Here is an 11,353-nt window from a genome sequence, read left to right as displayed (position 1 = left end):
ATTGTAATTAAATAAAATTAGATGTTTAAACATCTAATTTCTTATTATCTTTGATCAACAAAAAAACAAAACAAAAATCATGGCAACAGAAACAGCAACCAAATGGGTTATTGACCCACTGCATTCAGAAGTACAATTCAAAGTAAAACACTTAGTTATCTCAACTGTAAGCGGTTTTTTCAAAAGCTTTGAAGGTGAGATCATTTCAGAAGGAGAAGATTTCGAAAACGCTGAAGTTGATTTTTCATTAGACATCAACAGCATTGACACTAACCAAAGCCAACGCGACGAGCACTTAAAAGGCGCTGAATTTTTTGACGCTGAAAAATATCCAAAAATTAGCTTTAAATCAACTTCATTAACCAAAACAGGTGATGATGAATTTGAATTAAAAGGTGATTTAACTATTAAAGAAGTAACCAAACCAGTAATCCTTAACGCAGAATTTGGTGGTTCGGCTGCTGATTTTTACGGTAACACCAAAGCTGGTTTTGAAATTACCGGTAAAGTAAACCGTAAAGAATTTGGTTTAACCTGGGATGGTATAACCGAAGCCGGTTCTGTAGTAGTTGGTGAAGACATCAAATTACTGATTAACATACAACTTACTAAACAAGCTTAATTGTTTTAATGCTGTTGCTGTGTTTTAACATTTAAAATGCCGCTGTTGTTGCCTAAGTAACAACACGGCATTATTTAAACGCTTCAACTCATTAAACTTTCATAAGAAGAGGCCATATGCTCAGCATATGGCCTCTTCTTATATCCGGCAATGTGGAGCCCCGCTAACCGCACTATATTTTAAACCAACTTATGGGTATATTCGTAGTTATATTATGCTTATTAAAATATATCCCGAAAACCCTAACCCTAAAGCTATTGAGCAGGTGGTTGAGGTACTGCGTAAAGGAGGGCTCATCATTTACCCTACCGATACCGTTTATGGACTCGGTTGCGATATTACCAACCACAAGGCTATTGAAGCCATCTGCAAGATCAGGAACATTAAACCAGAAAAGGCCAATTTATCATTTATTTGCTACGATCTGAGCCATATATCTGACTATATCAAACCTATTGATAATGCTACTTTCCGGGTGCTTAAAAAGGCTTTACCGGGCCCGTTTACCTTTATATTTAATGCCAGCCATATGGTGCCCAAGCTACTGAGCTCAAACAAAAAAACTGTAGGTATCAGGGTACCTGATAATGATATAGCGCGCGAAATTGTGAAGGTGCTGGGTAACCCCATACTTTCAACCTCTATTAAAGACGATGATGATATTGTGGAGTATTCCACCGACCCTGAACTGATCCATGAAAAATATGAAGACCTGGTAGATATTGTGATAGACGGCGGTTATGGCGATAACATAGCGTCAACCGTAGTTGACTGCACATCCGGCGACTTTGAGATCATCCGTGAAGGCAAAGGCGATCTGGAATTATATTTATGACTTTTGGACTATGAGACTCGGGACAAAAGAATTTGGGACAAAGGATCAAAGTCTTTTTTATTCCCTTAATCGCCTTTTGTCTCAAAGTCTTTTGTCTTTTATCCCAAAGTCTTATAGTCCCATAGTCCAAAAGTCCAACCTACGGCCTTATCCCTTCAATAAATGCCGGAATTTTTTCCATATAGTTTTCTTCGGCCAGTAACTTTATAAACTTGCTGCCTACGATTGCTCCATTGGCATATTCGCAGGCTTTTTTAAAGCTGTTATTATCGGTAATTCCGAACCCAATAATGGTTGGATTCTTCAGATCCATACTTTTAATACGTTTATAATAATCTTCAATATTGTAGGTTACCTGCAAATTGCCGCCGGTTATTGATGATGACGATAACAGATAGATAAAACTGTTACTCAGTTCATCTATTTTACGGATGCGGTCTGGAGATGTTTGCGGGGTAACCAGGAATATATTACTCAGGTTGTTTTTAATAAAACATGCTGAATATAGTTCCTCATACTCGTACATTGGTAAATCCGGCACTATTAAGCCATCTATACCCAGTTCGGCCGCTTTAGCGCAAAAACGTTCAACACCGTATTGTAACATAGGGTTCATATATCCCATTAGCAGTATAGGTATGGTAACACGCTTACGTAAGTCGGCAAGTTCTTCAAATAACACATTGAGCGTCATTCCGTTTGCAAGAGCCTGCTCGGAACTATGTTGTATAGTTGGCCCATCGGCAACCGGGTCTGAATATGGAAAACCCACTTCCAGAAAATCGGCGCCGGCCTTTTCCAGGGCCTCTGCAATATCAACAGCAGTGTTCAAAGCAGGGTGACCCGCGGTATAATATATAGATAACAGGTTTTCCTTTTTTTTGTCAAAAAGCTGGTTAAGGCGGTTCATTGTGTAGTTAGCTAAGTTTTATGAATTCTTACTATAAATTTAAAGGCACTTTGGCCGTGAATTCAATTTGAATTAAATCTCTTTCTTTATTAAAAAACGATTGTGAAACTCTTTTGGTGAATCCAATACTGAAAGATTTAGTAATAGGTACTAACTCTGCATAATATCCTCCATTCTTAAAAAGAATACTACAATCATTTCCTTCAATTATATTCCCGATGAAATGAAACTCACCCATATAAACATGCTGTGTTTTTTCATCACCATAATCGGTTACCTCAAAGTTTTTATTAATATCAACACCCAGGTTCATAAAAAGAAGCTTTATTTCGTCGGGAAATATTCTATCACTTTCAATGTCAAAATATTTACAATTCCCACAAGTGCAACTTTCAGTTCCGCTTACCTGAACATTTTGATAAACTTTTTCAGTTTGAATTTTGTCCATTTCAAATATCCAATCCCGGTATTTAATGATATTTTCAGACACGATACTTGGTTAATAGCCGAAATATTTTATAAATGTATCTAAGTCTTTATCGCCCCTGCCCGAAAGGCAGATCACTACATTATCGCTGGTATCAAACTTCATATGCTCAAGCTGTGCCAGCGCGTGCGATGATTCAATGGCCGGAATAATACCTTCCAACTGCGAACAAAGCAAGCCTGCTCTCATAGCCTCATCATCGGTAACGCTTACATAACGGGCTCGGTTTATTTTGTACAAGTGTGCATGCTGCGGACCAATACCCGGGTAATCCAACCCTGCTGAAATAGAATAAGGCTCAACAACCTGGCCATCGGGAGTTTGCATCAGTATGGTACGGCTTCCGTGCAGTACACCTTCCTGACCTAAAAATGTGGTAGCTGCAGAGTGGCCGCTATCTACACCTTTCCCAGCAGCTTCAATGGCTACCAGTTTAACCGACTCATCATCTAAAAAATGATAGAACATACCCATCGCATTGCTGCCGCCACCTACACAAGCCAAAACATATTCTGGGAGTTCTTTACCGGTATGTTCAACCAGTTGTTTCTTAGTTTCTTCAGATATGATGGATTGGAAACGCGCCACCATATCCGGATAAGGGTAAGGGCCTACTACCGAGCCAATGATATAATGCGTATCAACCGGGTTGGCTATCCAATCGCGCAGGGCCTCATTCGTTGCATCCTTAAGCGTTTTACTACCTGATGATGCCGGCCTTACAGTAGCACCCAGCATTTTCATACGCGATACATTGGGGGCCTGGCGGGCCATATCAATTTCGCCCATGTAAACCACACATTCAATTCCCATCAGGGCACAAACAGTGGCAGTAGCTACACCATGCTGTCCGGCACCGGTTTCGGCAATGATACGTTTTTTACCGAGGCGTTTAGCAAGCAGTATCTGCCCAATGGCATTATTTATCTTGTGCGAACCGGTATGGTTCAGATCTTCGCGCTTAAAGAATATGTTAGCACCATACTTTTCCGAATACCGTTTGGCATGATACAATGGCGAAGGCCTGCCCACATAATTTTTGAGCAGATCATCAAACTCAGCTTTAAAACCGGCATCATTTATAATAGTAAGATATTGCTGCCTTAATTCTTCAACGTTTGGATACAGCATTTCCGGGATGTAAGCACCGCCAAAATCGCCATAATAGCCACGTTCGTTAACTCCGTATTTCATTTGTAATGTTTAGTTTTCTGATTGTATCAAATGCGTTTTTCAATTTCTCCAAATCCTTCAAACCGGGTTCAGTTTCAAACCGGCTGTTCAGATCAACCGCGTAAAACTGCGGATGCGTTATATTTTTAACCTCGCTAATGTTATCCGGACTTATACCGCCCGACAAAAAGAAAGGAATGTTTAGTTTATAATTGTTCAATATGCTCCAGTCAAACGTTTTGCCCGAGCCGCCATAACTGGATGTTTTGGTATCGAACATAAAATAATCAACCTTGCCGGCATAGGCCTGCAATTGATCAAAATTAAAGTTATTATCAACCCCAAATGCTTTAATAACGGTTACCTTACTCCTGAAAGCATCGCTAAACTCCGGGCTTTCATTACCGTGCAGCTGTATGGTATCAAAACCATATTTATCAATCAATAAATTAATAGTTTTGGCCTCCTCGTTTACAAAAACACCGGTTTTCCTTATTCCTTCAGCTATCGCCGCAGGAACATCAGCAGCCAAATCATTAATATAGCGCGGCGAAGGCTCATAGCAAATAAAGCCAACATAATCAGGCTGTAAGGTTGCTACGGCTTTAATATTCTCCAGTTGTTTCAGACCGCAAACTTTTATTTTCATGACTTTTAGTTTTGCAGCAAAAGGTTAAAGCTGTGCAACGCCTTTTTACCCAGTAAAGCATCTTCGGCCTCGTAGTAACAGTCGGCAAAGCTTTTTTCCGATTTAATGGTTTTAATGGCCAATGCAGCGTTTGATAATACTACATTGTTCTGGGCCGATGTACCTTCACCCTGTAACACATCGGTAAATATTTTGGCCGATGCCGCTACAGAATCGCCACCGGTAATTTGATCAGGACTTAATTTTTCAAAACCAAGATCTTCAATGGTATTGATCTTTTCGCCCTCGGCCGAGAACGTTTTGAAATCGCAGGTAAGCGATATCTCGTCGTAACCTTCCAGCGCGTTCACTATAGTATACTTAGTAGTTGATTTTTGGTACAGATAAGCATACACACGGGCAAGTTCCAGGTTAAATACCCCTACCAGTTGATTGTGCGGTTTTGCCGGATTTACCAGCGGCCCCAGCATATTAAAAAAGGTTTTTACACCCAACTCGCGGCGAATAGGCGCTACGGTTTTCATAGCCGGGTGAAACAAAGGTGCGTGTAGGAAACAGATATTAGCACCATCGATGTTCTTTTTCAACTTATCGGTATCATTAGTAAATTGATAGCCCAGGTATTCGATCACATTTGATGAACCACAACCAGATGATACACCGTAATTACCATGCTTAGCAACCTTATATCCCGCTCCTGCCACTACAAATGATGCCAGGGTTGATATATTGAACGTATCCTTACCATCGCCACCGGTGCCGCAAAGGTCTATCAGTTCATCGGTTTCCAGATCAACAGGCAAGCAAAACTCCAGCATAGCATCCCGAAAGCCTTCCAGCTCATCAACGGTAATACTGCGCATGCAATAGGCCGTCATGAACGCCGCCATTTGCGAGTTGTTATACTTGCCCTGAGCAATATTTATCAAAATGTTTTTTGACTGCTCCTGTGTAAAGGTTTTGTGTTCAAAAAGATGATTTAATATCTGTTTCATATGCCCCCTAACCCCCTAAAGGGGGAATTTTTTGATTTGCTTCTTTTATTAACTATCGCTCTGCCTGATCGCACTCCATTTATCCCCTAAGGAGGATTTTTTTCATTTGTTACTCTATTATTTTTGCTCCCCTTGCTAATAACTCCCCCTTTAGGGGGCCGGGGGGCTTTGCATAAAAAAAGGGTTACCGTATGGCAACCCTTCTGAATATTATGTTAAAAACAAAAAACGGAATTGCCTTACGATTACTCGTTAAGCCACCACCAGTTATTGTTTAATGCAATCATTTTCATTTGTTCACAAATATGGAAATAGTTTTTACTAAAAGCAAACAGAATGATAAATTTACCCAAAAGCCGAAAAGCTTATACCTGAAATGGACTTAAAAAAACGAAAAGTTAACCCGGAAGATGATCTTGGCTTTGGCAAACAGCCGGTTATGAAAAGCCAGCCAGTGATAAACAAAGATGGATCTATCAATGTAAAACGCACCGGTTTACCTTTTTTAAACAGTGTTAACAGCTACCAAAGCATGATCACCATGAGTTGGGGCAAATTTTGGATGATTGTGTTAAGCGGGTATATGCTGGCCAATATCACTTTTGCCTGCATTTATGTAGCACTGGGTCCCGATAGTTTAGACGGGAAAAGCGGCACTACCCTTTTTGATCATTTTATGGATGCCTTCTTTTTTTCGGCTCAAACCATATCAACAGTGGGTTACGGGCATATCAGTCCGCAGGGTATGATAGCCAATATTGTAGCTGCTATGGAATCAATGATAGGTCTGCTGTCCTTTGCATTAGCCACCGGCTTACTTTACGGGCGTTTTTCAAGACCAACGGCCAGGATCAAGTACAGCGAGAAGATATTGATATCTCCTTACATAGAAAACAAGCGAGGCCTGATGTTCAGACTGGCTAATGTGCGCCGCAACATATTGATCGACCTGGAAATGGAAATGCTTTTCTCCTATAATGAAGAGGTGAATGGCAAAACCGAGCGTAAGTTTTTCCCACTTGAGCTGGAACGCAGGTTTGTAAGTATATTAACCATTAACTGGACCGTTGTACATCCTATTGATGACGAGAGCCCCATCAAAGATTTTACCCGCGAAGATTTTGAAAAGTCGGAAGTAGTTTTTTCCGTGATATTAAAAACCTTTGATGATACTTTTTCGCAAACCGTTCATTCCCGCACTACCTACACTTATAAAGACATGGTTTGGGATGCCAAGTTTAAACCCGCGTTTGACCGCAATGAAGACGGACGCGTGGTACTGCACCTGGAAAATATTGATGATTATGAACTGGTTGGTTCAGATTTTCAAGTATAAAAAAGAGAGACGCAATTATGCGCCTCTACATAGTATCTTACTTTAACATCGATCTCTTTTCTTTCGCGATAACGTTATAAACCATTTTATCTACAAACGAAGGGAAAAACTTACCAAGCCACACCATCGTTTTGCCTTGAGTAGTCATCAAAATGGTACGCGATCGTTTTTCAACGCCATCCATGATCAACCGGGCTACTTCTTCGCTGCTCATCATTTTACTTTCGTCCATTGAACTTTCGCCTTGTGGCTTACCATCTTTGGCCAATGCCACATTGCGTATGTTTGATGTGGTAAAACCCGGGCAGGCGGTTAATACATGCACGCCTGTTTTCAGGTTTTCAACCCTTAATGAATCCAGGAAACCATTCATAGCAAATTTTGAGGATGAATAACCGGTTCTGCCAGGCAAGCCCTTGTAACCGGCTATAGATGATACGCCTACTATGCTGCCTTGAGTTTTTAAAATCTCAGGCAGGGCATATTTGGTACAATATACCGTGCCCCAAAAGTTAATATCCATTACCCGCTTCAACACATCCAGCTCCACATCCTGAAACATGGCACGCATGGCAATACCCGCGTTGTTGATCAGAACGTCAATTTTACCAAATGTGGTAAGCGTTTGTTTAATAAGATTGGCGCAATCCTCTTCTACTGCTACGTCGCATTGTACAGCAAGGGCTTTAATTTGATACTGTTTTTCAAGTTCCTGCCCAATTTCGCAAAGGGTTACGTATTGGCGGGCAGCCAAAACAACATTGGTACCGCGTTTGGCGCATTCAAAGGCTAATGATTTACCGATGCCAGATGAAGCGCCGGTGATAATAATAATTTTGTTATTTAACTTCATAGGTAGAGGGGTATAGATGCGGTAAGCCCTCCATTTTTATCTCGGGCACCTTAAATAAGTATTTGCTGGCGAAGATAATCATAGCGCCATAAAATTCCTTAATGTAAGCAAGGCTAAATTTGGCCCGCCCGCGTGTGTTAAAGTTGATAATATATGTTTTAGGAAAATAGTAATTTTTAAATCCGGTAAGCCTAACACGGTATGAAAGGTCAATATCATAACCATAAACATGAAAGCGTTCATCAAGCTCGCCGGCATGATTCAGGGCCTCTTTACGGTACAACATAAAAGCACCATTCAATACGTCGGTTTCGGAAGTCTGGAACTCCTCTACCCAGTCTTTACGCTGCACATCAGTAAGACGCGATTTAGAGAAGTATTTGGCCAAACCAATCAATTTAAAGAATATGCCCCAGGCTTGGGTAAAACCATGTTTTGATTCTTTCAGGAAACTGCCATCAGGTGTTATCATGCGTACGCCAAGCCCGCCCGCATCCAGGTGCATATCCATAAACTCCAGCGTTTTTTCAATGGTCTTTTTGCCCGTAATAGTATCCGCACTGACCATTAAAACATACTCCCCTGTTGTAAGTTTCAGAGCTTGATTGTAAGCTTTGGCGATACCATTGTTTTTATCATTGGCGATGATGTTTACGGTATGAAACTCATCCTGCAACATGGCCAATGACTTATCTGTCGAACCATTATCAACTACAAACACCTCATGATCAATGCCTAAAGCAGCCCGCACAACCGAATTGAGCGCCACCCTAAGCATATCGCAGGTATTATAGTTAACCAGAATAACAGATAGCTTCATTTTACTTTGTCAGTGAGTTTTCATACGGAACCCGAGTAGCGATAGACCGCCCTAAGGTGATCTCATCAACGTACTCCAATTCTCCACCAAAAGCTATGCCACGGGCAATAGTTGATATGGTAATATTAAAACTTTTGACTCTTTTATGAAGATAGAACAAAGTGGTATCTCCTTCCATAGTGGCGCTTAGGGCAAAAATGATCTCTTTAGTTTCATTCGCCTTCAATCTTTCCACTAAAGTATCCACCTGTAGATCAGACGGGCCAATACCATCCATAGGCGAAATCAGGCCGCCCAGTACATGGTATACGCCATTGTATTGATTGGTATTTTCAATGGCCATTACATCGCGGGTATCTTCCACAACGCAGATGGTGCTATGATCGCGTTTTAGGGATGCGCATATTTCGCAAACCGATTGATCAGAAATATTATGGCAAACATTGCAAAACTGTATCTCGTTGCGCAGCTTGCTAATGCTGCTGCTAAAACGCTCTACTTCCTGCTTATCCTGGTTAAGCAGATGCAGTACCAGGCGTAGAGCCGTTTTTTGTCCTACCCCCGGCAGTTTGGCAAACTCCGCTACAGCATTTTCCAACAATTTGGACGAAAAATTCATAACACGAAGTTACGCAATAGTGAGGAGAAGTTGAACAGTGGGATAAGAGTAAAGTCACACACTTGCGCTCGTTTGCAACGAGTTCTTGTGATAGCAAAAGCGATTGCACCGCTGGCGTTTTAAACGCAATACCAAGTTAAGCACTTGTTGCAAACGAGTGCAAGATGAACTACAATATCATCCTACTACAAATAATAAAATACATAAACCCATCCCAATAATTACCTTTTGTAAAAAAAGTTTCCGACTTTCGGAATTAACTAAAACCAACACTTCCGGATCTTCCATCACTCGGAGCTTCCGGACTAACTAAAACATATGTCGCCCGGAATTCTGCTTTCATTCATCATCGGTTACTTTTTGGTATTATTGGTCATATCATGGCTCACCTCCAAAAAATCATCAGATAACGATACTTTTTTTGTTGCCAATCGCAATTCCAAATGGTATCTGGTAGCATTCGGGATGATTGGCACAGCGTTAAGCGGTGTTACCTTTATTTCGGTACCGGGCAAGGTGGGCGCCCCCTCCGGTGATCAATTTTCTTATTTTCAATTCATCCTGGGTAATGCCGCAGGCTTTATTATTGTGGCTACCGTTTTATTACCGCTTTATTACCGGCTTAAACTCACCTCTATTTACAGCTATATTGAAGGTGCATTAGGTACCTGGAGCTATAAAACCGCCGCGGGCATTTTCCTGATCAGCCGGGTTATTGGGTCGGCATTCAGACTTTATCTCGTAGTTATTGTATTACAAAAGTTTATTTTTGACAGTTATCATGTACCCTTCGCGGTTACGGTGATGATATGCTTGCTGCTCATATGGTCGTACACGTTTAAAGGCGGTTTAAAAACTATTATTATTACCGATAGCTTGCAGACGTTTTTCCTGGTGCTATCTGTATTCCTGTCGATATTTTTTATTTGCCAAAGCCTGCACTTAGGCGTTTTTGAAGCTATAGATGCCATTAAAAATAGCAGCTACTCTAAAATATTTTTCTTTACTGATTTTGTAAGCAGCAAGTTTCACTTTACCAAAGCGTTTTTGGGCGGCCTGTTCATCACTGTTGGCATGGTAGGGCTTGATCAGGACCTGATGCAGAAAAACCTGAGCCTTAAAAATATTAAAGAAGCTCAAAAAAACATGTTTAGCTTTACGGGCGTATTTGTGGTTATCAATATATTCTTTTTAAGTGTGGGAGCCCTGCTCTGGATGTATGCCAGTAAATACGGAATCCAGGTTGAAAAAACCGATTACCTGTACCCTACCATCGCTCTGAAATACCTCGGATTAGTGCCGGCTATGGTGTTCATGCTGGGCTTAACCGCGGCTACCTTTGCCACTACCGATTCGGCCTTAACCGCGCTTACCACCTCTTTTTGTGTTGATTTCCTGAACTTCAACAAAAAAGGCGACCTCAACAGTAAAAAAATGGTCAGCATCAGGCACACGGTACATATTGCTTTTTCGGGCCTTATGTTTATTACCATTGTCATATTTAATGCTATAAACAACGATGCTGTAGTAAGCGCCATATTCAAGGTGGCATCATACACTTATGGGCCGCTGTTGGGTTTATACTCATTTGGTCTGTTTGTAAGCAGCCGTCAGGTACGTGATAAACTTACGCCGTTCATTTGTTTAATATCGCCCGCTGTATGTTTCTTTTTAAGTACGGAATCGAAAAAAATACTGGGTGGATATGTTTTTGACAATGAACTTATCATTGTTAACGGACTAATTACATTTATTGGCCTGTGGTTTGCATCGGTTAAAAAGACCGAAAGTCGGGAAGTCCGGAAATCGGAAAGTTAAAAAGACAGGAAGCCGAGAAGTCAACAAGTTTTAACTTATTTTTATCCTGCAAAACATAATTATATTTTTACGTTATCATCATCCGGACTTTCCGACTTTTCGAACTTCCGGACTAAATAAAAAATAATCTTCCGGACTTTCGGACTTATCCGACTTCCGGACTAAATAAAGAATATGACTGGCGAAGAAAAAATAAGACAAGCGTTTGAAAATAAAAACTGGCAGGAAATTAAGGT

12 protein-coding genes are annotated in these 11,353 nt (G+C 40.8%); 4 read left to right on the top strand and 8 right to left on the bottom strand.

The annotated features are described in order from the left end of the window. Window positions 1–79: 79 nt before the first annotated feature. Entirely contained in the window at window positions 80–622 is a 543-nt protein-coding gene (locus AAGC65_RS21460; protein WP_343114513.1) for a YceI family protein, read from the top strand. Window positions 623–836: 214 nt separating this feature from the next. Beyond that, window positions 837–1,457 (top strand): L-threonylcarbamoyladenylate synthase, encoded by a 621-nt coding sequence (locus AAGC65_RS21455; RefSeq protein ID WP_343114512.1) that lies wholly within the window; start codon window positions 837–839, stop codon window positions 1,455–1,457. 139 nt (window positions 1,458–1,596) lie between these two features. Here AAGC65_RS21455 and trpA read toward each other — a convergent pair whose 3' ends face one another. The 5 genes from trpA to trpD are packed head-to-tail and all read right to left on the bottom strand — an operon-like array spanning window position 1,597 to window position 5,671. Then, window positions 1,597–2,367, bottom strand: coding sequence for a tryptophan synthase subunit alpha (trpA, locus tag AAGC65_RS21450; RefSeq protein WP_343114511.1), 771 nt, complete (start codon window positions 2,365–2,367; stop codon window positions 1,597–1,599). Window positions 2,368–2,398: 31 nt separating this feature from the next. Further along, on the bottom strand, window positions 2,399–2,857 hold the full coding sequence (locus AAGC65_RS21445) for a hypothetical protein (RefSeq protein ID WP_343114510.1): 459 nt from the start codon (window positions 2,855–2,857) through the stop codon (window positions 2,399–2,401). A gap of 9 nt (window positions 2,858–2,866) precedes the next feature. Next, a complete protein-coding gene (gene trpB, locus AAGC65_RS21440; protein ID WP_343114509.1) occupies window positions 2,867–4,048 on the bottom strand; it encodes a tryptophan synthase subunit beta in 1,182 nt (393 codons plus the stop codon). After that, a complete protein-coding gene (locus tag AAGC65_RS21435; RefSeq protein ID WP_343114508.1) occupies window positions 4,032–4,676 on the bottom strand; it encodes a phosphoribosylanthranilate isomerase in 645 nt (214 codons plus the stop codon). Before AAGC65_RS21435 ends, trpB begins: the two co-directional genes overlap by 17 nt. Window positions 4,677–4,681: 5 nt before the next feature. Next, a complete protein-coding gene (trpD, locus tag AAGC65_RS21430; RefSeq protein ID WP_343114507.1) occupies window positions 4,682–5,671 on the bottom strand; it encodes an anthranilate phosphoribosyltransferase in 990 nt (329 codons plus the stop codon). Window positions 5,672–6,047: 376 nt separating this feature from the next. Here trpD and AAGC65_RS21425 point away from each other — a divergent pair, with 376 nt between their 5' ends. Beyond that, complete coding sequence (locus AAGC65_RS21425) at window positions 6,048–7,007, top strand: ion channel (protein WP_343114506.1); 960 nt, start codon at window positions 6,048–6,050, stop codon at window positions 7,005–7,007. A 37-nt stretch (window positions 7,008–7,044) separates the two neighbouring features. On the opposite strand, the gene AAGC65_RS21420 is transcribed toward AAGC65_RS21425, so the two are convergent. From AAGC65_RS21420 to recR, 3 genes are read right to left on the bottom strand one after another with little or no spacing between them, the layout of a single operon-like run. Beyond that, window positions 7,045–7,860 (bottom strand): SDR family oxidoreductase, encoded by an 816-nt coding sequence (locus AAGC65_RS21420; protein ID WP_343114505.1) that lies wholly within the window; start codon window positions 7,858–7,860, stop codon window positions 7,045–7,047. Continuing rightward, window positions 7,847–8,680, bottom strand: a complete 834-nt coding sequence (locus AAGC65_RS21415) for a glycosyltransferase family 2 protein (protein WP_343114504.1) — start codon at window positions 8,678–8,680, stop codon at window positions 7,847–7,849. Before AAGC65_RS21415 ends, AAGC65_RS21420 begins: the two co-directional genes overlap by 14 nt. A 1-nt stretch (window position 8,681) precedes the next feature. Continuing rightward, window positions 8,682–9,299, bottom strand: coding sequence for a recombination mediator RecR (gene recR, locus AAGC65_RS21410; protein ID WP_343114503.1), 618 nt, complete (start codon window positions 9,297–9,299; stop codon window positions 8,682–8,684). A 318-nt stretch (window positions 9,300–9,617) separates the two neighbouring features. On the opposite strand from recR, the gene AAGC65_RS21405 reads away from it, so the two are divergent. After that, window positions 9,618–11,117 (top strand): sodium:solute symporter, encoded by a 1,500-nt coding sequence (locus AAGC65_RS21405; protein ID WP_343114502.1) that lies wholly within the window; start codon window positions 9,618–9,620, stop codon window positions 11,115–11,117. The last annotated feature ends 236 nt before the right edge of the window (window positions 11,118–11,353 follow it).

This window comes from Mucilaginibacter sp. (assembly GCF_039207105.1).
Classification (GTDB): Bacteria; Bacteroidota; Bacteroidia; order Sphingobacteriales; family Sphingobacteriaceae; genus Mucilaginibacter.
This window is presented reverse-complemented; position numbering and strand designations above follow the sequence as displayed.

Excerpts from the sequence above, each read along its gene's own strand:
- AAGC65_RS21435 (WP_343114508.1), bottom strand. The coding sequence starts at position 4,676 with ATGAAAATAAAAGTTTGCGGTCTGAAACAACTGGAGAATATTAAAGCC.
- AAGC65_RS21425 (WP_343114506.1), top strand. The coding sequence starts at position 6,048 with ATGGACTTAAAAAAACGAAAAGTTAACCCGGAAGATGATCTTGGCTTT.
- AAGC65_RS21455 (WP_343114512.1), top strand. The coding sequence starts at position 837 with ATGCTTATTAAAATATATCCCGAAAACCCTAACCCTAAAGCTATTGAG.
- trpB (WP_343114509.1), bottom strand. The coding sequence starts at position 4,048 with ATGAAATACGGAGTTAACGAACGTGGCTATTATGGCGATTTTGGCGGT.
- trpD (WP_343114507.1), bottom strand. The coding sequence starts at position 5,671 with ATGAAACAGATATTAAATCATCTTTTTGAACACAAAACCTTTACACAG.
- trpA (WP_343114511.1), bottom strand. The coding sequence starts at position 2,367 with ATGAACCGCCTTAACCAGCTTTTTGACAAAAAAAAGGAAAACCTGTTA.
- AAGC65_RS21415 (WP_343114504.1), bottom strand. The coding sequence starts at position 8,680 with ATGAAGCTATCTGTTATTCTGGTTAACTATAATACCTGCGATATGCTT.
- AAGC65_RS21420 (WP_343114505.1), bottom strand. The coding sequence starts at position 7,860 with ATGAAGTTAAATAACAAAATTATTATTATCACCGGCGCTTCATCTGGC.
- recR (WP_343114503.1), bottom strand. The coding sequence starts at position 9,299 with ATGAATTTTTCGTCCAAATTGTTGGAAAATGCTGTAGCGGAGTTTGCC.
- AAGC65_RS21405 (WP_343114502.1), top strand. The coding sequence starts at position 9,618 with ATGTCGCCCGGAATTCTGCTTTCATTCATCATCGGTTACTTTTTGGTA.
- AAGC65_RS21460 (WP_343114513.1), top strand. The coding sequence starts at position 80 with ATGGCAACAGAAACAGCAACCAAATGGGTTATTGACCCACTGCATTCA.